25 protein-coding genes and 1 tRNA gene are annotated in these 22,143 nt (G+C 63.1%); 8 read left to right on the top strand and 18 right to left on the bottom strand.

Translation table 11 applies throughout. The annotated features are described in order from the left end of the window. Positions 1 to 121: 121 nt before the first annotated feature. From CCR82_RS01950 to CCR82_RS01910, 9 genes are all read right to left on the bottom strand, one after another. Positions 122 to 409 (bottom strand): hypothetical protein, encoded by a 288-nt coding sequence (locus tag CCR82_RS01950; protein ID WP_201243679.1) that lies wholly within the window; start codon positions 407 to 409, stop codon positions 122 to 124. 128 nt (positions 410 to 537) lie between these two features. After that, positions 538 to 1,296, bottom strand: coding sequence for an ATP-binding protein (locus tag CCR82_RS01945; RefSeq protein WP_242513175.1), 759 nt, complete (start codon positions 1,294 to 1,296; stop codon positions 538 to 540). A gap of 164 nt (positions 1,297 to 1,460) precedes the next feature. Beyond that, entirely contained in the window at positions 1,461 to 1,727 is a 267-nt protein-coding gene (locus tag CCR82_RS01940; protein ID WP_201243678.1) for a hypothetical protein, read from the bottom strand. Between the two features lie 981 nt (positions 1,728 to 2,708). Further along, positions 2,709 to 3,320, bottom strand: a complete 612-nt coding sequence (locus CCR82_RS01935; protein ID WP_201243677.1) for a hypothetical protein — start codon at positions 3,318 to 3,320, stop codon at positions 2,709 to 2,711. A gap of 797 nt (positions 3,321 to 4,117) precedes the next feature. Next, positions 4,118 to 4,813, bottom strand: a complete 696-nt coding sequence (locus CCR82_RS01930; RefSeq protein ID WP_201243676.1) for an ATP-binding protein — start codon at positions 4,811 to 4,813, stop codon at positions 4,118 to 4,120. Then, positions 4,803 to 5,717, bottom strand: a complete 915-nt coding sequence (locus tag CCR82_RS01925; RefSeq protein WP_201243675.1) for a DnaT-like ssDNA-binding domain-containing protein — start codon at positions 5,715 to 5,717, stop codon at positions 4,803 to 4,805. Before CCR82_RS01925 ends, CCR82_RS01930 begins: the two co-directional genes overlap by 11 nt. Continuing rightward, complete coding sequence (gene relB, locus CCR82_RS01920) at positions 5,695 to 5,904, bottom strand: type II toxin-antitoxin system RelB family anti-toxin (RefSeq protein ID WP_201243674.1); 210 nt, start codon at positions 5,902 to 5,904, stop codon at positions 5,695 to 5,697. The genes CCR82_RS01925 and relB overlap by 23 nt, the downstream gene beginning before the upstream one ends. 436 nt (positions 5,905 to 6,340) lie before the next feature. After that, positions 6,341 to 6,787, bottom strand: a complete 447-nt coding sequence (locus tag CCR82_RS01915; RefSeq protein WP_200247400.1) for a hypothetical protein — start codon at positions 6,785 to 6,787, stop codon at positions 6,341 to 6,343. Positions 6,788 to 7,013: 226 nt separating this feature from the next. Beyond that, complete coding sequence (locus tag CCR82_RS01910) at positions 7,014 to 7,565, bottom strand: helix-turn-helix domain-containing protein (RefSeq protein WP_242513174.1); 552 nt, start codon at positions 7,563 to 7,565, stop codon at positions 7,014 to 7,016. A gap of 36 nt (positions 7,566 to 7,601) precedes the next feature. On the opposite strand from CCR82_RS01910, the gene CCR82_RS01905 reads away from it, so the two are divergent. From CCR82_RS01905 to CCR82_RS01890, 4 genes are all read left to right on the top strand, one after another. Continuing rightward, positions 7,602 to 7,925 (top strand): flagellar transcriptional regulator FlhD, encoded by a 324-nt coding sequence (locus CCR82_RS01905; protein ID WP_201243672.1) that lies wholly within the window; start codon positions 7,602 to 7,604, stop codon positions 7,923 to 7,925. Continuing rightward, complete coding sequence (locus tag CCR82_RS01900) at positions 7,922 to 8,497, top strand: FlhC family transcriptional regulator (protein WP_201243670.1); 576 nt, start codon at positions 7,922 to 7,924, stop codon at positions 8,495 to 8,497. The genes CCR82_RS01905 and CCR82_RS01900 overlap by 4 nt, the downstream gene beginning before the upstream one ends. A 240-nt stretch (positions 8,498 to 8,737) precedes the next feature. Further along, the gene (locus CCR82_RS01895; protein ID WP_201243668.1) at positions 8,738 to 9,082 is read left to right on the top strand and encodes a hypothetical protein; all 345 of its coding nucleotides are present in this window, start codon (positions 8,738 to 8,740) and stop codon (positions 9,080 to 9,082) included. Positions 9,083 to 9,593: 511 nt separating this feature from the next. Continuing rightward, positions 9,594 to 10,745, top strand: coding sequence for a tyrosine-type recombinase/integrase (locus tag CCR82_RS01890; RefSeq protein ID WP_201243666.1), 1,152 nt, complete (start codon positions 9,594 to 9,596; stop codon positions 10,743 to 10,745). A 21-nt stretch (positions 10,746 to 10,766) separates the two neighbouring features. Here CCR82_RS01890 and CCR82_RS01885 read toward each other — a convergent pair. Beyond that, positions 10,767 to 10,842 (bottom strand) — tRNA-Gly (locus tag CCR82_RS01885). Between the two features lie 178 nt (positions 10,843 to 11,020). Between CCR82_RS01885 and CCR82_RS01880 the strand changes: the two genes are divergently transcribed. Beyond that, the gene (locus CCR82_RS01880; protein WP_201243664.1) at positions 11,021 to 11,620 is read left to right on the top strand and encodes a hypothetical protein; all 600 of its coding nucleotides are present in this window, start codon (positions 11,021 to 11,023) and stop codon (positions 11,618 to 11,620) included. Between the two features lie 66 nt (positions 11,621 to 11,686). On the opposite strand, the gene CCR82_RS01875 is transcribed toward CCR82_RS01880, so the two are convergent. From CCR82_RS01875 to mtnA, 6 genes are all read right to left on the bottom strand, one after another. Beyond that, positions 11,687 to 12,985, bottom strand: coding sequence for a nucleotide sugar dehydrogenase (locus CCR82_RS01875; protein WP_338073076.1), 1,299 nt, complete (start codon positions 12,983 to 12,985; stop codon positions 11,687 to 11,689). A 152-nt stretch (positions 12,986 to 13,137) separates the two neighbouring features. After that, positions 13,138 to 13,356 carry a DUF6447 family protein gene (locus CCR82_RS01870; RefSeq protein ID WP_201243662.1) on the bottom strand — a complete coding sequence of 73 codons (219 nt, stop codon included), beginning with the start codon at positions 13,354 to 13,356 and terminating at the stop codon, positions 13,138 to 13,140. Between the two features lie 126 nt (positions 13,357 to 13,482). Next, on the bottom strand, positions 13,483 to 15,204 hold the full coding sequence (locus CCR82_RS01865; RefSeq protein ID WP_276570516.1) for an aminotransferase class I/II-fold pyridoxal phosphate-dependent enzyme: 1,722 nt from the start codon (positions 15,202 to 15,204) through the stop codon (positions 13,483 to 13,485). Continuing rightward, complete coding sequence (locus CCR82_RS01860) at positions 15,201 to 15,461, bottom strand: hypothetical protein (RefSeq protein WP_201243660.1); 261 nt, start codon at positions 15,459 to 15,461, stop codon at positions 15,201 to 15,203. The genes CCR82_RS01865 and CCR82_RS01860 overlap by 4 nt, the downstream gene beginning before the upstream one ends. Before the next feature lie 15 nt (positions 15,462 to 15,476). After that, entirely contained in the window at positions 15,477 to 16,034 is a 558-nt protein-coding gene (gene pgsA, locus CCR82_RS01855; protein WP_201243658.1) for a CDP-diacylglycerol--glycerol-3-phosphate 3-phosphatidyltransferase, read from the bottom strand. A 9-nt stretch (positions 16,035 to 16,043) separates the two neighbouring features. Further along, a complete protein-coding gene (gene mtnA, locus CCR82_RS01850) occupies positions 16,044 to 17,114 on the bottom strand; it encodes an S-methyl-5-thioribose-1-phosphate isomerase (protein WP_201243656.1) in 1,071 nt (356 codons plus the stop codon). An 87-nt stretch (positions 17,115 to 17,201) separates the two neighbouring features. Here mtnA and CCR82_RS01845 point away from each other — a divergent pair, with 87 nt between their 5' ends. From CCR82_RS01845 to CCR82_RS01835, 3 genes are read left to right on the top strand one after another with little or no spacing between them, the layout of a single operon-like run. Continuing rightward, positions 17,202 to 18,542, top strand: a complete 1,341-nt coding sequence (locus CCR82_RS01845; protein WP_201243654.1) for a TRZ/ATZ family hydrolase — start codon at positions 17,202 to 17,204, stop codon at positions 18,540 to 18,542. Between the two features lie 9 nt (positions 18,543 to 18,551). Next, complete coding sequence (locus CCR82_RS01840; protein ID WP_242513172.1) at positions 18,552 to 19,460, top strand: flagellar motor protein MotA; 909 nt, start codon at positions 18,552 to 18,554, stop codon at positions 19,458 to 19,460. Positions 19,461 to 19,466: 6 nt separating this feature from the next. Then, entirely contained in the window at positions 19,467 to 20,495 is a 1,029-nt protein-coding gene (locus CCR82_RS01835; RefSeq protein ID WP_201243651.1) for a peptidoglycan -binding protein, read from the top strand. Between the two features lie 45 nt (positions 20,496 to 20,540). Here the strand turns inward: CCR82_RS01835 and CCR82_RS01830 are convergent, their stop codons facing one another. Both CCR82_RS01830 and CCR82_RS01825 read right to left on the bottom strand, forming a co-directional pair. After that, complete coding sequence (locus CCR82_RS01830; RefSeq protein WP_201243649.1) at positions 20,541 to 21,329, bottom strand: J domain-containing protein; 789 nt, start codon at positions 21,327 to 21,329, stop codon at positions 20,541 to 20,543. A gap of 24 nt (positions 21,330 to 21,353) precedes the next feature. Further along, positions 21,354 to 22,067 carry a vWA domain-containing protein gene (locus tag CCR82_RS01825; RefSeq protein ID WP_201243647.1) on the bottom strand — a complete coding sequence of 238 codons (714 nt, stop codon included), beginning with the start codon at positions 22,065 to 22,067 and terminating at the stop codon, positions 21,354 to 21,356. Positions 22,068 to 22,143: the final 76 nt, after the last annotated feature.

Below are 22,143 nucleotides of genomic sequence, written 5' to 3'. Positions count from 1 at the left end.
GGCGTCAAACTCACCAAGAAGGCCATGCGAGAGGTCGAAGCGCGGCTACTGCGCAACCCCGATCTGCCGAAGTGGGATATCTTGATCAAGCCTGCCTGCTCGGTATAACTGTTTCTGGAAATCACCTGAGTGCCGAGAGGGGTCGGCTCAGGGCGCGCAGTTGCTGCGGCGAGCGGATGTTGCGGCCATCGCGATCGAACAGCACGACCCCGCCAAGGCGATGCACCCGGAGATCGCGCACGATGGGATCGTCAGCACGGAGGTCGGCACCGCGAAACCCGACCATGAGCCGTTGCGCCAGGCGCTGCTCGAGCGGCCAGTGCCAGCAGGGCAGGTCTTGCGCCTGTAGGGATCGCCAGGGGGCGGCGAGTCCAAACGCGGCTTGGAGGAATCGTCGACGGGAGTGCATGCTGGAAGCATGATACAGAATGCCTATCCAGACCTGGGCTGTTGATCATCCATCGCGAAATGTCGCATGCTGGTCCGGTGCGCGTGGCTGGGATCGCATCCAGGCTCGGATGCTCGTCGAGCTTGACCCTAGCCTGCGCGGCGGCGGTGGCTGGGCCAGTTAAAGGACACCTGGCGTGTTCCCGCCTCGTGGAGCCGCTCGATGATCCGTGGGCCGAGCGTCTGTTCCAGCCGCGACGCCGGCAGATCGCCGATCAGGATGGTCGCGCGTTGCTGCGCGTAGCGGGCATCGAGCACCTCGAACAGCAGTCCAGAGCGCGTCTCGTCCTGAGCATCGATCACATCATCGAGCACCAGCAGGTCTGGCGCGCTGAGCTGCGCAAAGGCCTCGGTCTCGGAGCCCTGGGATCGCGATGAGCGGGCGTCGCGCAGACTGCGCAGTGCGCTGGGCAGCGAGACATACCAGCCGCGCTGGCCGGCCCGCACCAGGGTCGCGAGGATGGCGCAGGCCAGATGGGTCTTGCCGGTGCCTGAGCCGCCGAGGAGCAGCAGGGTTTCGCCGGGTCGTTGGCCAGCACTGAGGGCGCAGGCAAAGTCCTGGCAGATCGATCGCGCCAGCACCTGCTCGGCGCTGTCGGCCTGATAGTCGGCGAAGCCTTTGCCACGAAAGCGCTCAGGGATGCCGCTCGCGGCCTGGTGTCGCTGCCATTGGCGCTCGAGGGCCTGGCGCCGCGTGGCCAGCAGGCTGCGCACTTCCTGCCGACCCCGCTCGGCGAGGTCTTCGGCGGACAGCAGGGGGAGCCCCAGGCGTGATCCGGGCCGCAAACCCACAGGCCGAACGCCATTCGGCTGCGCTGAATGGCGCGAGATCGGAAGGTGTTTGTCCATGGGCTGACCTCTGCGGCTGGGCGTGGGCAATGGCGGTCACGGGCTGACGATCCGTGCTCGGCGCGAGATCCTCATTCCATTCGCGCGGCAGGGTTGAGCCCATTCATTACGCCGGACTCATCGACCGTCAGCCATTCACGACAGCGAGCACTATAACCGGCTTTTCATCGGTTGCCTAGTCGATGAATGGCAAAGGTCATCGCAACGCGAATGGCGATGCAACCGATGCATCGACGGCCACCGAGCGAATCGATCAGGCCATGCTCGTCGCGCGCGAATCCCATCAACGTCAACAACAACAGAAACGAAGAAAGATAAAGACGTTGTTGTTGTAGATGTTGTAGAAGCACGCGACGCTGAATCCACCTCACCGGCCTCAAGCGGCCTGTTTGCGTCTCGCATTGAGCGGTCAAGCCGAAGCGCATGATCAAGGCGATTTCACATTTTCGGTCAATCACTTAGATGAAAACATCGCCATGACCAATAGGAATAATGAGCGTGAATCAGACTTGTCAATACAGGATTTCACTTAGGAACTCAGTTCCCTAGTTCAGCCCAATCTAGGGAACTCAGTTCCCTACTCCAGCCGCCATCTAGGGAACTCAGTTCCCTAGTGCAACGCTGCCAAAGATTCGATACCACCCGAAAGTACCCAAGCTCCAATATCGACAATGTTGTGAGTGGTCAGCATGTATCGGGACTTCAGCAGCGTTGCACTAGTTCAGCCCAATCTAGGGAACTCAGTTCCCTACTTCAGCTGCCATCTAGGGAACTCAGTTCCCTACTTCAGCTGCCATCTAGGGAACTCAGTTCCCTACTTCAGCCGTCATCTAGGGAACTCAGTTCCCTACTCAGCACCATTCATCAGCCGTTCTTGATGACAAGATTCGACCTGGGACAAGTGAGGCGTTGCCGGTCACCAGCGCGTTTCAGCGCGGTGCTCGTCTGCCCGAGAGGCGCGGCTTCATCTCAACCGTGATCGCCTGCGCAGACGCTGATCCGATCTCCAAGGATCGGTCAGTCAGCGGGCTGTTCCGGGTGTTGAGTGCGATCGTCCGCGCCGTTCAAGCGCCGGCTCGCGTGTCCGACCAGACCCAAAGCCGCCTTGCTCTTAAGCAGTCAAACGACGGGCGCCAGGGTGCTCGGGCCAGCAGCGATAAGAACAGCGCGTTGTCTCACCTGATCGAGCGTCTCTCAGCCGATGCTCAGTGGGGTAACCAACAGGTTCAGGTCGATCTGAGATCGCACGCCTGCGACGGCTGGCGTCCTCGTGATCCCCTTTCGAGCGCACGAGTTCGGTCTCCAAGTGCGACGGCACCCTCTGGTTTCGTGCGCTGCGCTCGGTATGGCAGCGAGGAACGGCATCGGACGGAACCTGTAAACCGGCGGGTTGAGACGCCTGTCGGCGCGCCTCAGTCGCCCGTCACAGGCCGATAAGGTTCCTCGCGTGGCAAGTGACTGACTAGCAGCTTGAGGTAGAACACCGGCAAGAACCAGTCGAGGCCCGGCGGTGTAGGAAGCAGCCATAGGCCAACCACCAAACCGCCAAGGTAGAGGATCAAGGCCGTAGGGCGTTGCAGATAAACGGGCACCATCAGGATCAGGTCTGCGGCGGCGAGCAGATAACCGCCTGCGATCGCAGCCCAGGTCCAGTCGTTGTCCAGGTAGAGCCAGGCCACGAGGAGCAGATGCAACAGGTGCGCGGCCGTGAAGCCGACGTGCTGAGCAAACCCCTGACCGTTGCGGTGGTACCAGCGCTTTGCACTCGAGGTCGCATTGGTGACCACGCCGCCGACCAGATCGAAGGCCAGCACCATGCAGAGCAGGTATTGCACCCAGGACCAGCTTTGACCCATCGTCGCAGCATAGAGCGGGGCCGCTATGGCCGCGACCGACGGGACCAGGATCTGAAGCAGGCGTTCAGCGCGGGTCGCCCCGGGGCCGATGAGCTTGTCAAGCACGCCCGCGAGCCCAGCGCGCGGCTGCGGATAGGTCCAGTCGATGGGAGGATGATCTTGGGACACGGCGAACTCTCTCTTCGAGTCTGACTTGAGCTGAGCAATCGCGACGCCGGGCAGGATGCAGGGACGGAATCCGAGTGCCGCTGCGCGTCCAGCGGGGTCTATCTTGAGCATCACAGGGCTATCGAGGATCGGTCAAGGAACCCTGGAAGGATTGTTGTGTTGACGCCCGTGCGAAGAGGATTCGCATCGGAGAGCTCCGGGCGCAAGCACTGTCGATAGGACAGAAGCCCGGCCCGCATGGAAAATCGTTGTCTCCCGGCGGCCCCGCCCAGGGACATCACCGTCGATCTAAGCCCTTTAACAGAGGAGCGATGCCATGAGTAATGAGAACAGCAGCCATGAGAACAGCGAGCGACGCCCTTGGACGCGTCTCGATCCGGAGGAACAGACGGACCTTCGTGTGGCCTTTGGCCACTATCTTGACACCCTCCCGCCGACCTGTTCCCTGGAGAGAAAGGTCGAGCGTTTCCGAAGCTGGCTTCAACATCACGGAGTGGATTACGAAGACGCACCCTGACACACGCCTACTTCGCGCTGCTCAGCGGGGGCCAGCGTTTGAAGGTCCACTTTGGCTCGCCCTGTGAACCTGATGCCTCATCGGAGTCGAAAACCGACAGTCAGGAGACCTGCGTTCGGTGGCCACTCTCGGTTCACTGCAAGGCTTGCGAACACCCTCTTGGTGGTGCCGGAGGGCGTCACCGACGACCTTCAGTAAACGAAGCCTGCCCAGAGCATTGAGACAACCATGAGTGATTCGCTCCAGCAGGCGCGGTTAGACAAGCCCTTGGCACCCGGACTCAAACGCTCTTCAGCACCGTCGAGCCCGATGAGCGGGGTCGTTGCCGATCACTGTCCCAGGCCAAGGCGATCAACACCGAGCCGCCTTCGCAGAGGCGATCCATGAGTCGCTCGCCGAGGTAGTCGGTGAGTTCATCGCGACTCAGGTTGCTGACCAGCACGGTCGGGCGCAGGTCGCTGTAGCGGGCATCGAGCACATCGAACAGCATCGCCCGGCGTTTGTCAGCGTTGCCGATCGCCATGCCGACCTCATCCATGACCAGCAGATCGACGCGAGTGAGCAGCGCGATGGCCTCGCGTTCACTGTAGGCGGCATCGGACGCAAAACTCGCCCGCATCATCCGTAAGACCTCGGACATCGAGAGCAACAAGACGCTGCGACCCGCGGTCAGCACCTCGGCGACGATCGCACAGGCGAGATGGGTCTTGCCGGTACCGGGTGTGCCGACCAGGATCAGGCTATCGCCGTGCGGCGCGCGCTGTACATGGTTGGCATAGGCGCGACAGAGCCCGAGCACGCGTCGCTGCTCTGCGGTGGTCACCTGATAATTGGCAAAGGTCTTGTCGCGATAGCGCGCCGGAATCCCGCTGCGCCCAAGCAGGCGTTCGGAGGCGCGCTGCTGTGCGGCGCGTTGTTCAGCGAGAATCCGTCGCACCTCCTCGCGAGCCGGGGCACCCAGTTCCTCAAGCGACATCACCGGCGCGCAGCCAGTCGATTTGATCGAGCGGAGTTGCTCCCGCAGCGTAGTCTTTGTCGGCCAGTCGCTGACGTGTTTCATGGGTCGACCCCTTGGTCATGCGCGACTGCAGCAGCTGCAGTCGATTGATGAAGGTGGCATCCCAGCTCTTGCGTGATTCGCCGCAGTCGCGCCAATAGATGATGAATTCATCGATCTGCGCCTGTACCCAGTCGCGAGTGAGACCGCGCTTTTGCGCCCAGGCATAGACCGACTCACTCGGTTTCCAAGTGGGTGGGATCGGCGCGCTGCGGGCGCGTTTTCGGTGCGTTGGGGATGCTGGCGGGTCTACAGGGCTCGGTGCCGGTGAAGGCGGTGAGGACGTGACGGGAGCCGGCGCTAGGGCGGCTGGAGGACGCGTCGCAGCAGCGCTTCCGTCTTGCCGAACCAAGGTCAAATGCTGAGCTTTGCTGGGACTGGTTGCGCTTGGCGCTGGTGCCCGCTTGTGCTCGGCAGGAGGTGGCGGAGGTTGGCGCGCGCTGTCCTTGGGTGCTGGTTCGTCCGCATGGGAAACCTGAGGCGGGCGCGTGAGCGGATCAGCCTCGACAACAGCCTCAATGGGCACCCGGTCATCGGTTGTTGCTGCATCCAACGCCGGACAGAGCAGCCGGTACTGGGTTGGATGCCCGCGGCTGCGGCGTTGTCGCTGCAGATAACGGCCGTCCAAGCCGGATAGCGCCTTGGTCAGACCGCGCGGCGTCACGGCAGCCAGGGTAGCCAGCTCATGCACCGAGCACTGGCAAGGATGACCGCGATGGAGATGCTCACAGAGGGCCAGCAGCACCAGCCGCTGTGTCGAGGTGATACCTGGACAGTGCCAGGCCCAGGCGCGCACCGCGTCAATAGGAAGCGGCGTGGTCATCAGGGCGCGGGCTCAGCAGGTCGATCACCTCGACATCCAAGGCCTTGGCAATCTGGGTCAGGCTGTTGAGGGTGGGATTCTCGACCCGGTTCTCCAGACGCGAAATCCAGCCCTGCGTGACCTCGGCTCGCTGGGCCAATGTGGTTTGGGAATAGCCGAGCTGTTGGCGGCGTTGGCGAATCGTCATTCCGACTGAGCTGCGCATCGAGAACCTCGCGAGCGAACCATCACCAGCGCGCGGGGGCCTACTCGATCGACGTCGGCTCAAGCGCGCTGCCAGAGGGATAGGCTAGGCAAAGGGCGAGGCTAACGCAGTGGGTATAGATGCCGATTTTCGGCGTGAATTCGGGTTGACAAGACGCTAGAGAGGCGAAAACGGCGGCCGGCACAGCATGCCGGTTTCACGCTGCGACCTGTCCACTCGCATGGTGTCGTTGTGGTGGATTTCGGGACGGCTGTAGGAAGCGGCTGTGGTGAGAGGCGAGGCCGAGCGTCACGCACGCGCAGAGGCGAACCGCATGACTGCCAATCACTGCTGACAGATCGCTGTCGCCGTCCTGGTCACCGACGAGGGGCGTTCGCGGTGGATGGCCGCCCCTAAGGCGCGCCATCCCCGCCGAGGACTAACGTCTCATCTCGACCGCGCACATGACCGTGGTCGCTGCCGCCAGGAAGAGCGAAAAGAAACCCACAGCGTCGAACCAATGATGTTGAAGATCGGGCAAGAATCGGGCGATGTACAACGGTAGGATGGCGATGACCCAAAAGAAGACACTGCCAATGAGCAGCTTCAGATTCGACCTGTCCGTCGGCATCTCGCGGGTCATTGGTGGTTCTGATCGCGACATCACGTAAGCATGATGCGCCTTGTCGGGATCGACAGGCCCCTGGCCGAACAGCGTGTCGCCGACATGGACGACGAATCCGCCGTTCTCAGCTCTCTGCAGCGGTGGATGCTCGTTGTGGACGGCTGCTGTGCCTGGGCTCGCCTGATCCGGATCAACAGCTGGTTCGATGTGGTCGGCGAAGCCCCGGATGGCGTCGCGAATCTCATCTTGGCGGGTACTCATGGCCTCGGTCCTCAGGTCGATGGGGATCAATGAAGACGCACACCGATCGGCTCCCATGGCACCGATCCGGAGACCACGCGCTGCGAAAGGATACCGGACCGCTTCCGATCTGCGAAGCCAACGGGGCGCGTCGACACCTCTGCAGAACGGACACGCAGTTTGCGATACGCGCGTTCCGAAGGCTGACGGCGAAGCGTGTTCAGGAGACGTTGTGTCGTCAGCCTTCTCAACGGCTCGCGAGTCGCACTAGGCGGAGCATCGGCTTCTCCGAGATCGACTCGCCATTGCACGCCATCTCGTAGAGCAGCCCGATCAGTTCGGCTTTCTTCTCCGGCGCCATGCTGCCGCCGATCTCCTCGAGGCCCGCTTCGACGCCGGCGATCACCGAGCCCAGCACCGCCAAATCAAGCCTGTCCTCAACCCCGTCACGGCGCCCTTCCCCAGTGGCCAGCCAGCGGAGCGAGACCTGGGCCGTTTGGGAGATTTCCACCAGTTTATCGGCACCAGGCACGCTGGTTCCCGCGAGATACTTGCGGAAGATACTTTCCGAGATCCCGCACTTTTGCGCGAATCCCAGGGTGCTCATGCCTCCCTTGATCTCGGCCAGTCGTTGCGGGAAACCGGCGCCGTCCCAACCAGGATAGCCTGTTTCTTCAGTGTTTAATGGGGTCTTTGAGGTCTCAACGGCGGACATGATCAGCGTCCTTTCCAGGTCAGAATGAACAAAGTGTAACGCTTTATCGCGAGTCATTGTTGTGTTTTTCGCGGTGCAGTGCATATCATAGCGCGAACAAAGCCTGATATAACGCTTTATATGATGCCCACAAAGACGGAGGCTGATCTGAACCGTGAGGTCGTGACCTTGAATCTGCACTGGCTTCTCAGCGCGCAGGCGCTGGCGCGCTCGGATGCGGAGAAGGCTCGGCTGGTCTACGGTCTTGATCTGGAGTTGATCGGCGTGCTGCGCCAGGCCTCGTTCTCGGTGCTGTGCGCCTTGGCGGAGTCGGGGGTGTTGCTGTTTCGACCGCGCTTTCCATCGCGCTTACTGCATGAGCGCTTGAGCGTTCCCTCGTTATCGACGCTCGCTTCCGAACTGCAGACGCTGTTGCTGGCTGCCGAGGAGGTGGATCGCTCATGAGACTGCAGCAGTTGGCCCGCACACAGCAGGCCGTCGCGCTGCTCAAATGTGGGATGCGCACGACCTTGGTCCAGCGGATCACGGGTTTGCGGGCTGCGTTGGTGCGCGAGTTGCACCGGGAGATCCATGCGGACAAGCCCAAGTCTGGACAGCTGCCGAGTACGCACGCGGTGCTGGACTCGGTACTCAGTCAGGCCAGCGCATCGCTATTCATTGCGCTCTATCGGGCGCTCGGTGGTGCCGAGACGGAGCGGCAGATCCAGCTTGAGGCGTTGTTGCAGGCCCATCGGTTGTACCTGGAGCAGCAGGATCGCGTCGCCACTGGTGGCCGGCTGGGACCAGCCATCGATATCAACGCGGCCTGGGTACTGGCCCGGGATCTGACGACCGGGTTGGCTTTGCGGCGCTTTTGCCGGCAGTGCCGCATCCATTACCTCGCTGCGGACTTTTCGCGCACCGCGTTGCAGTGTCCGATCTGCAGACTCAAGCAACGGGGTGGTTGGCGGCCACGGGGTGGCGTGCGGCTGGCAAAGGATGATGAGGCCGTTGAAGCGCAGCCCCCGGCTCACTGACGCCGCTGAGGAGCGCTGTCAAAGAGGCCCCCACCAGATGAACCCGCCGGCCATGGCTGTGTTCGGCTAGGGATCGCCAAGAAACCGCCCTTCACTCGGTCAACGCTGATGGGCTGCCATCGGCTTGGAACACCCTGAGTGAGTGAGCGCCGTCTCAAGACCAGAAGGGCCACACCTTTTTCCAGCAAACGGGCGCGAGTCCAGGTTCGCGTTTTCCTCCACGACCCAAGCAGGACGACCATGCAGAAACAAATGCATCGCACTGACAGCGCCTCAACACGCAGTCAGTCCCAAGTCGACAATGACCGTTTGATCAAGGCCGATGATGTTCGGCGTCTGGGTGGCGGCATCAGCGACATGACCTTGTGGTGCTGGATCCGCCAGGGCATCAACCTCTTTCCCTGCCCAGCCGACCCGGCGCTCAGAAGCAAGGAAAGGCTCCCCACCAAAATCGGGCGAGCATTTTCTGCGCGGGCTAATCCTGATGGACTGGATCTGCGCTATGGCAAAAGCGACAGGCCATGGCAGCGGGCTCCAGGTCAAGATCACCCTCTGGTATTTGTCCGGGCTAAATCGTCAATCTAACACGGTCAAGCTGCGCAGATCAGTCTTGCGCAACGTGGCCGTCTGGCGCCATGCCGGTTACAGGAAGCTGGCTGCATTAGAACTGGCTGGCCGAGTCAGCGTGGAACGCCGCTCCGAGCAGTCTCCAATCGTTACGCTGCTGAGTGCCGGTGCCCCAGAATGACCTTCCGAGCGTCAACTAGCCAGAGTCCTTGGTGTGTGCGCGGAAACACCCGTGGCCGCCCCATCAGCCTTTCAATCCAGCGCGGCCTTCAGAAAGAACTTCCGTCCACCCCGAGGCGGAGCGGAGCGTGACACCCCGACTATTCTCTCGGTCCGCGGCAGCCGAATACCTCGGCATGTCGGAACGGTCTTTCGACAGTCTTGTCGCCGGTTTCGTATCGGTTGTGCAAATCGGAACGTCGAGTCGGGGATACCGATACGACCGCGTCGATCTTGACGCTTGGGTAGACCAGCGGCCTAAACTTGACCCTGCGGGTGCCTGCGGGGCTGAACATGGGGAGGTATCACCATGCAAAGACCAGCAGGACTCAGTCTCCGAGGTGGCTTCTGGCACATCCAAAAGACGGTCGCCCTTGGAGCGGCCAAGCGACGCATTCGGGAAACGACTCACTTCCGCGAGGAAGAAGTCGACGAAGCGAATCGCTACTTAGAGCAACGAATCTACGACGTGCAGACGGAACTGCGCCAGGGGCCAAAAAAACGCGAGCATTTATTCATGGACGCAGCCGTGATGTACGTGCTGAGCCTGGAGCGGAGGGGCAAGGCGACGGGGGGAACCGAGGTCATCCTGAAACGCGTCATGGACGAGATCGGCAACTTGCCACTCAGTCACGTTCACATGGGGTCACTAGGGCCATGGATCGACGCACAGGACGGAAAGCTCAAGAGCAGCACGGTCAAGAGGACGCTCGGGGTCGTTGCAGCAGTGCTCAATCACGCTGCTCGGGTCTTGTGCGACGGCAATACGCCTTGGCTTAGCACAGCTGTGCCGAAGCTTGAAGCGCCAGACTGGAACGACCAGCGACCACCTTACAAGCTGACATGGGAGGAACAAGATAAGCTTGTGTCGCAACTCCCGAAACACTTGGTCGCACCGGCCCTGTTCAGCGTCGCCACGGGGGCAAGGGAGCAGGAAGTCGCCTCGCTCAAATGGTCTCAGGAATGCGAGGTCACCGGGTTGCCTCCCGGCTCAATCTGGTGGGTCCCACCAGAGGTGCGGAAAGGTAATGCAAGGAAAACACGCAGCGAGCAGCAAGGCCGCTATCTCGTCTGCAACGCGATGGCTAGGTTGGTGCTCGACAGTCAGCGCCAAAACGGGTCCGAATATGTGTTTCCAAGGCCTCGCCCCGACAAAGATGGCAACCTGGTCCGCACCGAGAGGCTGAACAACCACGGATTCAGAACGGCAAGGGCAAAGGCAGGCCTACCGATCCGGTGGCATGACCTTCGCCATACATTCGGGGAGCGGGCTGCAGCGGCCGGTATACCCTGGGATTACCGAAAGGTGTTACTTGCCCACGAGATCAAGGACATCACCGGGCACTACTCTGCGCCGGGACTGAAACTGCTCTTGGAAGAGGCAGAAAAGATCACCAGGCTGGGTGCCGTAGTGCTGCGGGTCGTGACACAAAACGTGACACAAACAAAAAGGCCGGCTTGAGGCCGGCCTAAGTGCTTGATTTGGAGCGGGAAACGAGACTCGAACTCGCGACCCCAACCTTGGCAAGGTTGTGCTCTACCAACTGAGCTATTCCCGCTAAGAGCCCTCTAGAATACCACCAAATTTTTAGCTGTCAAGCATCGAACGCTAGAAAAAACATCGGGGCCAGATCAATAACCCTGCGTCCACTGTCTTGTTGCAGTGCGTCATAGCCCTTAATATCAAGAATATCATCGACTACTCAACTACCGTCGACGACCCTCAGGAGCACACCCATGTCTGTCCAAGCAGTTCGAGAATCCATTCAAGGGCATCCGTTCAACGATGTGCTGAACGAGCTTCACGCTCATACCCTCACCGGCGTACCCGGCGAGTCCGACCCTTTTATCCTCAGCGAACTCGAACGCGAGTACATCGCCTACGCCTTGGCCATCTACTATCAGTGTGACCACTGCCAAAAATACCACGGTCGCGTCATCGACCGCCTGCGCGATAAAGCGGGCGCCAGCCCCTGGGATTGGCGCGCTGAGTTCGTGCGCATCATCCTGTTTCTGCGGACCAGCCGCTTCAACGTCTCACAACTCGAATGGGATGGCTGGATTGACTCTTGGCGACGCTTCGCCGGGCGTCTGCATGCACGCCAACCCGGCCTCGCCTGCTGCATCGCCTACGCCATCGGTATCGCTCGCGCCGACGAGCATCTGATGGATCTTGCCTTCGAATCGCTCGGCGAGCTTTATGAGACCGATGAGAACCTGCTCGGTGCGATCCGCGACATCGACCGTCTCGTCGTTTTCATGAAGGCCGCGACATCGAAGAACCGCACTGACCCCATCGTTCGTCGACAGCTCTCGGCGCGCGGCATTCGCGTCTAGTAGGACACCGCTCGCAGCCGCGCTGGCCAGACACTGTTGCGGGGGCCAGCGCGTATCGCCCTCGGCTTAAGCCCGCACGATATGTTCGGCGGGCTCGCGGTAGCGCCCGCGCGTATCCACGATCAAGGGCGCGTGCGCCTTGATCAGGTCATAGTCGAAGCGATCATGATCGGTGGCGAGCAACACGCAGTCGGTCGCGGCCAGGCTCTCGGGCGTCAGCAGCACCGATTCCAAGTCGAAATCATGCTTGCGCATCGGCAGGAAGCGCGGCACATGCGGATCGGAATAGCTGATCTCGGCGCCCCGATCCTCGAGCAGCTCCATCAGCTCCATCGACGGCGACTCGCGCCGATCATCGACGTTCTTCTTGTAGGCAATGCCCAGCACCAGGATGCGCGCGCCCTTGACCGCCTTGCCACGCTCGTTGAGCGCATCGGCGACCTTGCTCACCACCCACTTGGGCATGTTGGTGTTGACCTCGCCAGCCAGCTCGATGAAGCGGGTGCTGAGCCCGTACTCGCGCGCCTTCCAGGTCAGATAGAACGGATCGATGGGGATACAGTGGCCGCCGAGCCCCGGCCCCGGATAATAGGGCGTGAAGCCGAACGGTTTGGTGGCGGCGGCGTGGATCACCTCGTGGATGTCGATACCCATGCGATCGCAGACGATCTTCAGCTCGTTGACCAGGCCGATGTTGACTGCGCGATGAATATTCTCGAGCAGCTTGGTCATTTCCGCAGCGCGGGTGGAGCTGAGACTGACGACCTGGTCGATCACCTGCGCGTAGAGCGCCTCGCCAACGGCGGTGCAGGCCGGCGTGACGCCACCGAGCACCTTGGGGATCGTGCGCGTGTTGTAGGTCGGATTGCCCGGGTCCTCGCGCTCTGGCGAGAACACCAGAAAAATCTCCTCGCCCACCGTCAGGCCGGTCGATTCCACGCGCGGGCGCAGTTCCTCGTCGGTGGTGCCAGGCCAGGTCGTGCTCTCCAGCGACACCACTTGTCCGGCGCGTAGATGCGGCACGATCGCCTCGGTGGTCGCGATCACATAGCTCAGATCCGGCTCGCGGTACTTGTTCAGCGGCGTCGGCACGCAGAGGATCAGCGCATCGCACTCGCTTGCGCGACTGAAATCTGTGGTCGCGCTAAAGCCTTGGGTGAGCGCGCCGGCGATCGACTCGGCGCGGATGTGCTCGATGTAGGAGGCACCGGCGTTGAGCTTGTCAACCTTCTCGGCATCGATGTCCAACCCCAGCACCCGGTAGCCGACCTCGCTGAAACGCAACATCAGCGGTAAGCCGACATAGCCCAATCCCAGGATGCCAATCACGGCTTGGCGGCTGTTCAGACGATCGATCAGTTCCACGTTGAAGACTCCCAAGCAAAGCAGAAAGAGGGATTGCGATTCAATGCTCGCGCCGGCGCCGGATACCCTAAGTTTGGCACGCTGATCCGTGCCGGGCGCTAATCGGACCCCACACCGCGTTGGCGCTCGGAGCCGTCAGCGCGCTATGCGGTTTAATGCGGCGTTGCTTGCTGTGCGTCGCCTAGATGATCGCGCAACGACTTCGCATAAGCCGCGCGCGCGGTCTGGCAGATCGCCAGCTGGCGCTTCAGATGCTCGATCTCCTGATCGGTCGCACGCAGATTGACGATCTGACTGCGCGCCTCGTCAGAAAGCGTGCCCAGCTCGTAGTGAGCACCGTCGATGGTGATGGTCTGGTTCTCTTCAGCCATGAGGATGGTCTCCGTCTTGAGGTCAGTGGTGAATGAAGTCTGTCGGATAGTTCACAGTATAGAGAACCAAGGCCGGCGACGTGAGAGTGGCGTACTGCCCTCGACCGTGTCGGCTAGCGTGGTCGGTTAGTATTCTTCCCCCCGACAAGCACGTTTGAGTGTCTCGGCGATCCACGCTTGTTCTGCGGCGGCTAGGTGCGGATGCATGGGCAGACTCATGATATGGTTGGCGACGGCTGCAGCGACCGGCGTGCATTCGGGACAGCAATAGTGCGTGTAGGCGGGTTGCTGGTTCATCGGCGTCGGGTAGTGGACGGCGGTTGGGATGCCGGCTGCTTTCAGTCGCGCCTGCACGGCATCCCGCTCCTGGACCAACAGGCTGTATTGGGCAAAGACGTTGGTCCGGTCTGGCGCTGGCCAAGGAAGCACGCGATAGGGCGCACGCAACGGCGCAACGGCGCCGAGCGGCGCTTCTTGTTCTTGATCGCCGTTTTGGTCCTGGCTCTGGCTGTTGGGTGCTTGTGCTTGGTGGTGGCTATGAGCGGGGGTGACGCGCGCGCCCTCTGCACCGGCTAACTCGTGGTGATAGCGTCGGGCGACGGCTTGACGCTGGGCGATGTCTTGGTCGAAGCGCGCAAGATTGGCGAGCACGACGGCGCATTGCAGGCTGTCCATGCGCCCGCCGATGCCGATGCGACCATGGATGTAGCGCGCGCTTTGGCCGTGGACACGGATCTCGCGGCAGGCTTGGGCGAGGTCGTCATCATTGGTAAAGAGGGCACCACCATCGCCATAACCGCCCAACGGCTTGCTCGGGAAGAAGCTGGTGCAGCCGAGGGTACTGAGATTCCCGCTCTTGCGGCCCTTGTAGTCAGCGCCGAAGCTCTGCGCGGCGTCTTCGATGACCGGAAGGCCACCGTGACGCGCGGCGATGGCGTTGATCGCGTCCATATCCGCTGGCTGACCATACAGACTCACCGGCATGATGGCCTTAGTGTTGTCGCTGAGCTTGGCCTCGATCAGGCGTGCATCGATGTTGCAGGTCGCGGGATCGATGTCGACGAAGACCGGTGTGGCGCCCACCAGCGCGATCACCTCGACGGTGGCGACGAAGGTGAACGGCGTGGTGATGACCTCGTCGCCGGGCCCAATACCGAGCGCCATCAGGCTGATCAACAGCGCATCGGTGCCGCTGGCGGCGGTGATGCAGTGCTTGGCGCCGGTGTAGTCGGCGAGGCGCTGCTCGAGTTCGGTGACCTCGGGGCCGAGGATGTATTGGCCGTGGTGCAGGACGCGATGGATGCCCCGCTCCAGCTCCGGGCGCAGGGCATCCTGCTGGGTCTTGAGGTCGACGAAGCCCATCGGCGCCGAGGGGTCCGCCTCGCGCAGCCAGACGACCGCTTCCGAAGGCGACAACTGCAGCAGAGGAGCACCGGAAGTGCTTGGAGCGCCGGTTGTGTCGAAACGTTGGTCGTTGGTGACGATGGCCGTCGGCCCCTGCAACGCGCCTGCTGCCCTGACGATTTGGGCATCTTCCAGGTCGTCATGGCGCAACAGCGCAGTGTCCTGATCGAAGCCAAAGGCACTCAGCGGTCGCAGCCTGTCCAACAGATGCGCAAGCAAGCGCTTGACGGTTTCCGTCGCCTGCGCCGGCTCCATGCCTTCCCGCTTGAGTTGGCGATTGGCCAGGTACTGCAACACATGGAGACTTGGGCTCGCGATCCAGGTGAAGGCGTCACCGCGTTCCCGGCTCGCGACGAGCGCGGCGATCTGCAGGAGCACCTCCTCGGATTGACGCTCCAGCCAGAGATCCAAGATGACGTTGACATCGAAGACCAGATTCTTCATTGGCTGTATTTGTCCGCCAAGGCTTCCGCGAACGCGGCCTTGTCCTGCGCAGGGCTGGTCGCGGGTCGCGCCTTTGAAAAGGAGCCAAGTATGTGGCGGATGTCCGCTAGGGCTCGAGCACCCTCTTGGTGGCGATGATCCGCCGTATCGATCGCCTCATCCGGCACCTCCACGATCACCGTCAAGGTGTCGCGTTTGAGCCGCAACGGCGTCTTGAATTCGAGTCGACCTTTGTCGTAGATGGCTTCGATGTGCATCGTTGGTGCTTTTTTTCAGGGCTTCTTCGTCAGACTCGGCCAAGCCGCGCGCAGATAGAGGATCATCGACCAGAGCGTGAGCAAGGCGGCGACATAGAGCAGGATCACGGCCGGCCAATAGAGCGGCAGGCCCAGGAACGGGCTGCCGAGGATCAGCAACACGATCGAGATCATCTGCAAGGCGGTCTTGAACTTGCCAGCCATCGACACCTTCACCGTGGCACGCGCACCGATCTCGGCCATCCACTCGCGCAGCGCCGAGACGGTGATCTCACGGCCGATGATCACCGCCGCCGGCAGCGCGAGCAGGATGCTCGCCTCGGCCTGCACCAGCAGCACCAGCGCGACCGCCACCATGAGCTTGTCGGCGACCGGATCGAGGAAGGCGCCGAGCGGTGAGGTCTGATTCCAGCGCCGCGCCAGGTAGCCATCGAGCCAGTCGGTGATGGCGGCGACGGTAAAGATCAGCGCGCAGACCAGGCGTGCCCAGGGCACGGGCAGGTAGAACACCACCACGAAGACCGGAATCAGGACGATACGCAGCAGCGTGAGGATGTTCGGAATGTTCCACATGGCGGTTGACTACTCCATCAAGGCCGCGATCTTCTCGGCGGTCGGCTGCTCGATCACCCCGCGCTCGGTGACGATCACATCGACCAGCTCGGCCGGGGTCACGTCGAACACCGGGTTATGGGCATCGACGCCCTCGGGACCAAGGCGCGTGCCGCCACAGCTCAGCACCTCATCGGCGGTGCGCTCCTCGATCGGGATCTCGCTGCCGCTGGCGACAGCGAGATCAATGGTCGAGGTCGGCGCGGCGACCATGAAACGCACCCCATGGTGGCGCGCCAGCACCGCCAGCATATAGGTGCCGATCTTGTTGCAGACATCGCCATTGGCGGCGATGCGGTCGGAGCCGACGATGACCCAACCGATGCCGCCGCGCGCCATCAGGCTGGCGGCGACGTTATCGGCCTGGACCGTCACCGCAATGCCAGACTGCTGCAGCTCCCAGGCCGTCAGACGCGCGCCTTGCATCCAGGGGCGCGTCTCGTCGGCGTAGACGCGACCGATCTTGCCGGCGGCATGCGCGCTGCGCACCACGCCGAGCGCGGTGCCATAGCCGCCGGTGGCCAGCGCGCCGGCGTTGCAATGGGTGATGACATCGGTGCGCGCACTGATCAGCGCCGCGCCGAGATCGCCCATCGTGCGATTGGCGGCGATATCATCGCGGTGGATGCGCTCGGCCTCGATCAGCAGCGCCGGCACCGGATCGAGCTGATCGAGCGCGGCGAGCAGGCGGCGCATGCGCTCGAGCGCCCAGAACAGATTGATCGCGGTCGGGCGCGCGGCGGCGAGCAGCTCGAGATCCTGCTCGACCCCGGGGCGCCAATCCGCCGGCGTGCGCTGAAAATGATCGCGCACCGAGAGCACCACGCCATAGGCGGCGGTGACGCCGATGGCCGGCGCGCCGCGCACCACCATCGCCTTGATGGCATGGGCGGTTTCCGCGGCCGTCTGACAGGCCAGGAAGCGGATCTCGGCCGGCAGCGCGCGCTGGTCGAGCAGGAAGAGGCGATCCTCGTGCCAGACGATGGCGTTGTCGGGATGAGCGACGAGTGCTTGCGGGGTTTCCCCGAGGGGCGTTTCCATGACACGGGCCCTTGTGGCAAAGTTCTCGCGCATTCTTTGCCTTTTTCGCTCATTGCTCAAGTGCCAGCGTGCCGGGGAACCCTTTTTATGCAAGCCGAGCTTCTGATTCATGCCGACTGGATCCTGCCCGTCGATGCCGCCGATCGCACGCTGGCGCAGCACAGTCTGTGCATCGATCGCGGGCGCATCCGTGCGCTGCTGCCGCGCGCCGAGGCCGAGCAGCAGATCCAGGCCACACGGGTGTTGGAACTGCCCGGCCACGCGCTGATTCCGGGCCTGATCAACGCCCACACCCATGCGGCGATGACCCTGTTGCGCGGCCTGGCGGACGATCTGCCGCTGATGACCTGGCTGCACGAGCACATCTGGCCGGCCGAGGGGCGCTGGGTGGATCCCGAGTTCGTCGCCGATGGCACCCGTCTGGCGGTGCTGGAAATGCTGCGCGGCGGCATCACCTGCTTCAACGACATGTATTTCTACCCCGAGGTCACCGCGCGCATCAGCGCCGAGGCCGGCATGCGCGTGCTAGCCGGGATGATCGTGGTCGACCTGCCGACGCGCTATGCCCAAGACGCCGACGAGTACCTGCGCCGGGGCTTGGAATTGCACGAGCAGTATCGCCATCATCCGCTCGCGCGCACCGGCTTCGCGCCGCATTCCACCTATGCCGTCTCCGAGGAGCCGCTGGCGCGCATCCGCATGCTGAGCGAGGAACTGGAGGTCCAGGTCCACACCCATGTGCACGAGACGCGCGACGAGGTGGAGCAATCCCTGCGCGTCCAGGGCGAGCGGCCGCTGGCGCGCCTGGACCGGCTCGGGCTGCTCGGGTCCCGGTTGATCGCGGTCCACATGACCCAGCTCGAGGACGCCGAGATCGCGCGCGTGGCCGAAACCGGCACCCATGTGGTGCATTGCCCGGAATCGAATCTGAAGCTCGCCAGCGGCTTCTGTCGCGTCGCCGATCTGCTCGCCGCTGGCGTCAACGTCGCGCTCGGCACCGATGGCGCGGCGAGCAACAATGATCTCAACCTGCTCGCCGAGATGCGCACCGCAGCGCTGTTGGCGAAAGGCGTCGCCGATTCCGCCGCCGCCGTGCCCGCCGAAACGGCTTTGCGCATGGCCACCCTGAACGGCGCCAAGGCGCTTGGGATCGATGACGAGACCGGCTCGCTCGAGGTCGGCAAGGCGGCCGATGTGGTCGCGGTGGATCTCGGCAATCCGCATACGCAACCGCTCTACCATGCCTGCTCGCAGATGGTGTACGCGGCCAGCAGCAACCAGGTCCAACAGGTCTGGATCGCCGGCCAGCAAGTCATCCGCGACGGCGAACCGCTGACCCTGGAGCCGGCCGGCATCCTCGCCGCCGCGCAACACTGGCGCAATCGCATCGCCGAGTCCGACCTCGAGTCCAACGCCGAGCGCGAATAACAGCCCCCCATGAGCAACCCCAATCATTCCCTGTTCTGGATGCTGGTCTATCTGGCCCTGGTCGGCGTCTTGGTCGCGCTGCTGTTCGCACCACTCCAGGAGGCCTTCCTCGCCAACTGGGGCTTCAACAGCCTGATCCTCGGCGTGCTCGCGATCGGCATCCTCATCAATCTCCGGCATGTCATCGTCCTGCATCCCGAGATCGCCTGGATCCGGCATTTCCGTACCGGCAACATCGAGCTACTGGAGGAGCATCCACGGCTGATGAAACCGCTGGCCCGCCATCTGCACGGACGGCGCAAGGATCGCTTCCGGCTCTCGGCGCTGTCGCTGCGCACCGTGCTCGATGGCATCCGCGCCCGGCTCGACGAGTCGCGCGAGATCTCGCGCTATGTGATCGGGTTGCTGATCTTTCTCGGCCTGCTCGGCACCTTCTGGGGCCTGCTGGACACGGTCGGCTCGGTCGGACGCGTGATCGCCGGGCTGGATGTCTCCGGCGGCGCCGTCGATGAGGTCTTCGCGACGCTGAAAGAAGGCCTCGAGGCGCCGCTGGACGGCATGGGCACCGCCTTCAGCTCATCGCTGTTCGGGCTCGGTGGCTCGCTGATCCTGGGCTTCCTGGACCTGCAGGCCGGACACGCGCAGAATCGCTTCTTCAACGACCTGGAGGAATGGCTCTCCGGCCTCACGCAGCTCATCGACGAGCCCGAGATGGGCGGGGCCGCAGCGCGTCAAGGACCGCTTGCGGTCGAGGCAGGAGCCACCGCGAGCACCGGACCCCATGCCGACACGGCCGCCTTGCTCGACGAACTCCGCGCCCAACGGCATGTGCTCGAAGCCCTGCTCGCCGCTCAGACCCATTCACGCGCGGCAGCGCCCGACGCTCCAACAGAGACCGAAGCCACCGGCAGGCGCTAACCCCCCGTGTTCACAGGAATTCGCCGCAGCTCCCGCACCGTCAACGTCTGGCCGGGCTATGTCGATGCGCTCTCGGCGCTGTTGATGGTGGTGATCTTCGTGCTGCTGATCTTCACGCTGGCGCAGTTCCTGCTACGTCAGGTGGTCTCGGATCAGGAGTTCGCGCTCGATCTGCTCAGCAACCGTCTCGCCGAGGTCAGCGAGGCCCTGGGACTCAGCGAAGAGCGCGCCGAGGCGCTGAACGCGCAAGTGACCCTGTTCTCCGAACAGTTGGCCGAGGTCACCGACGAGCGCGACAGCCTGGCCGCGGCACGCGATCAGGACCAACTGCGTCTGCTGGCGCTGGATGCGCTGGTCGCCTCGCGGGAAGAAGCGCTCGCGCAAGAACAGGCATTGAGCGCCGAGCAGCGTGATCAGGTCGCCTTGCTCAATCTGCAGATCGCCGCCTTGCGCACCCAACTGCAGGAGGTCGCCGAGGCCTTGGCGGCGGCTGAGCGCGACAAGGCCGAGCAGGCCGAGGAGATCACCGATCTCGGCAAGCGCCTCAATCTGGCGCTGGCGCGACAAGTCAACGAACTCGAGCGCTATCGCTCCGAGTTCTTCGGCCGCGTCAAGGAGGCGCTGGGTGAGAATCCCGATGTGCGCATCACCGGGGATCGCTTCGTGTTCCAGTCCGAGCTGCTGTTTCCGTCCGGTGAAGCCGCGCTGAATCCGGCCGGGCGCGCGCAGCTCGAACAGCTTGCCGAGACCTTGCTCGAAGTGGCCGAGCTGATCCCGGACGAGGTCGACTGGGTGCTGCGCATCGACGGCCACACCGATCCGCAGCCGTTGCGCGAGGGACACCGCTACGCCTCGAATTGGGAACTCTCGACCGCGCGCGCGCTGTCGGTGGTCGAGTTCCTTGCCAGCCGTGGCCTAGCGCCGGAGCGCATGGTCGCGGCCGGCTTCGGCGAGCATCGCCCTGCGGTCGAAGGCGATGACGCCGCGGCCAATCGTCGCAACCGTCGCATCGAGATCAAGCTCACCAGCCCCTGACCAGAGGCCACCAACAGCAGCGCGCCGGGCCGATGGTCGCCCCCCTCAGTCGCCGAGCAGCAGCGTCTTGGCGGCATTGATCTTAGCCGCCAGGTAGTCAGAGCCGCCTCGATCCGGGTGGAGTTTTTGCATCAGGCGACGATGCGCGGCGCGAATCTGCTCGGGCTCGGCCCCGGTGTCGAGACCAAGGATGGCGAGGGCATCGTCGCGGGTCATCGCCCCAGCAGTGCCCTGCCCGCCCGAACCGGGTGCCTCCCGTCCATCGCGAGCCTCCCCATCCGCGCCGTCCTCGGCAGCCTGCTCGCGCCAATCCGGATGTTCGCGCTCCAGATAGGCCGTCAGCACCGCCGCCGACTGCTCATCGTTATCCTGGTAGAGTTCGAGCATGCGCAGCAGTTGGTCGAGTACCAGCTCGGAGAGATGCCGGCCCTGGAACGGACCTTCACGCACATCACCATCCATCGCGCCGCTCTCGTGATCGAGACTCATCGCCAGATAACGGGTGCGGATGGCCGAGCGTTGTCCGCTCTTGCCGCCGGCGCCCGCCGCACCACCGAGACCACCGAGCCCGAGCGAGCGCAGCACCCGTTGCAACATCGGTAGCATGTGCAGCAGATGAAGGATGCGAAAGCCGACTGGAATCGCCGCGGCCAGCGCTGCAAAGATCGGGTTCAGGCGCCCACTGAGGGTAGCGATCACGAGCAGACCAACCCCCCCCCAGAGCGCGACGCGGCGCAGCACGCGCGCGACCTGCGTCGCTGGCATGCGACTGAACCAGTAGAGAACCCACAACAGACCACCGACGATGATCAGTAGAATCAGCAGCCGCGCCATTTCCCGGACTCCACCATCATCAATTCACTCGCCTCTCAGCTGCTGGGTCAGCCGCAGTACATCACCACCGCGCCGGCGACCAAAGTCAGCCAGCGCCTTGCGGCCGCCAGCGGCATAGACCGCGACCGCACTGAGAAGGTCCTTCAGCGTGCCTGGGCTAGAGGCATCGAACGGACACCAGGCACCACCGCTGAGGCGGGCAATCTCCTTCAGTGCGCGCTCGGCAGTCGGATCGCGCCCTTCTTGGAACACGAACGCGGGCACCCCAAGCAACCCGAGCTGGCCCGCGCGCTCGGCCAGACTATCGAGCGGCTCCTCGACGCAATCGCTGACAAACACCAGCGCATTGACGCGTTGGCGCTCGGTCTCGGTAAGGGCGTGATCGAGCACACGGCCGATCTGGGTGATGCCAGCCGCGCAGCGTACCGCCGTCATGCGCGGCAACAGCTGATCCGCACTCTGACACCAAGGTGACGCATGCAGTTCTTGAAAACCACGGTAATGGACAAGCTGCACATCGAGTCCGCCGAGGTCTCGCGTCTCCTGGAACATCGCCGCCTGGATAGCGGCAGCGCGGTCCCAGCTCGGCTCGCGGCTGGCGGTGGCATCCATTGCAAAGAGCAGACGCCCGCGCGCTCCCGCCGGTGTACCCTTCGGCGCTGCCGCCACCTGCGCCAAGAAGGCATCAACCTCGTTGCGGCTCGACGATTTCTCCAGCCTTGTTCGCGAACGGTTCATGGTTTCTCCGACAGCTTTGGCATTGATGCGTTGCGCACTTGACTACAGTATAGGCAGGCACAGTCACCGCCTAGCA

The organism is Halochromatium salexigens (genome assembly GCF_016653295.1).
Classification (GTDB): Bacteria; Pseudomonadota; Gammaproteobacteria; order Chromatiales; family Chromatiaceae; genus Lamprobacter; species Lamprobacter salexigens.
This window is presented reverse-complemented; position numbering and strand designations above follow the sequence as displayed.

Excerpts from the sequence above, each read along its gene's own strand:
- CCR82_RS01845 (WP_201243654.1), top strand. The coding sequence starts at position 17,202 with ATGCAAGCCGAGCTTCTGATTCATGCCGACTGGATCCTGCCCGTCGAT.
- CCR82_RS01895 (WP_201243668.1), top strand. The coding sequence starts at position 8,738 with ATGCAGAAACAAATGCATCGCACTGACAGCGCCTCAACACGCAGTCAG.
- pgsA (WP_201243658.1), bottom strand. The coding sequence starts at position 16,034 with ATGTGGAACATTCCGAACATCCTCACGCTGCTGCGTATCGTCCTGATT.
- CCR82_RS01825 (WP_201243647.1), bottom strand. The coding sequence starts at position 22,067 with ATGAACCGTTCGCGAACAAGGCTGGAGAAATCGTCGAGCCGCAACGAG.
- CCR82_RS01930 (WP_201243676.1), bottom strand. The coding sequence starts at position 4,813 with ATGTCGCTTGAGGAACTGGGTGCCCCGGCTCGCGAGGAGGTGCGACGG.
- CCR82_RS01865 (WP_276570516.1), bottom strand. The coding sequence starts at position 15,204 with ATGAAGAATCTGGTCTTCGATGTCAACGTCATCTTGGATCTCTGGCTG.
- CCR82_RS01890 (WP_201243666.1), top strand. The coding sequence starts at position 9,594 with ATGCAAAGACCAGCAGGACTCAGTCTCCGAGGTGGCTTCTGGCACATC.
- CCR82_RS01870 (WP_201243662.1), bottom strand. The coding sequence starts at position 13,356 with ATGGCTGAAGAGAACCAGACCATCACCATCGACGGTGCTCACTACGAG.
- CCR82_RS01830 (WP_201243649.1), bottom strand. The coding sequence starts at position 21,329 with ATGGCGCGGCTGCTGATTCTACTGATCATCGTCGGTGGTCTGTTGTGG.
- relB (WP_201243674.1), bottom strand. The coding sequence starts at position 5,904 with ATGACGATTCGCCAACGCCGCCAACAGCTCGGCTATTCCCAAACCACA.
- CCR82_RS01880 (WP_201243664.1), top strand. The coding sequence starts at position 11,021 with ATGTCTGTCCAAGCAGTTCGAGAATCCATTCAAGGGCATCCGTTCAAC.
- CCR82_RS01925 (WP_201243675.1), bottom strand. The coding sequence starts at position 5,717 with ATGACCACGCCGCTTCCTATTGACGCGGTGCGCGCCTGGGCCTGGCAC.
- CCR82_RS01840 (WP_242513172.1), top strand. The coding sequence starts at position 18,552 with ATGAGCAACCCCAATCATTCCCTGTTCTGGATGCTGGTCTATCTGGCC.
- CCR82_RS01945 (WP_242513175.1), bottom strand. The coding sequence starts at position 1,296 with ATGGACAAACACCTTCCGATCTCGCGCCATTCAGCGCAGCCGAATGGC.
- CCR82_RS01905 (WP_201243672.1), top strand. The coding sequence starts at position 7,602 with ATGATGCCCACAAAGACGGAGGCTGATCTGAACCGTGAGGTCGTGACC.
- CCR82_RS01900 (WP_201243670.1), top strand. The coding sequence starts at position 7,922 with ATGAGACTGCAGCAGTTGGCCCGCACACAGCAGGCCGTCGCGCTGCTC.
- CCR82_RS01950 (WP_201243679.1), bottom strand. The coding sequence starts at position 409 with ATGCACTCCCGTCGACGATTCCTCCAAGCCGCGTTTGGACTCGCCGCC.
- mtnA (WP_201243656.1), bottom strand. The coding sequence starts at position 17,114 with ATGGAAACGCCCCTCGGGGAAACCCCGCAAGCACTCGTCGCTCATCCC.
- CCR82_RS01910 (WP_242513174.1), bottom strand. The coding sequence starts at position 7,565 with ATGCACTGCACCGCGAAAAACACAACAATGACTCGCGATAAAGCGTTA.
- CCR82_RS01860 (WP_201243660.1), bottom strand. The coding sequence starts at position 15,461 with ATGCACATCGAAGCCATCTACGACAAAGGTCGACTCGAATTCAAGACG.
- CCR82_RS01915 (WP_200247400.1), bottom strand. The coding sequence starts at position 6,787 with ATGAGTACCCGCCAAGATGAGATTCGCGACGCCATCCGGGGCTTCGCC.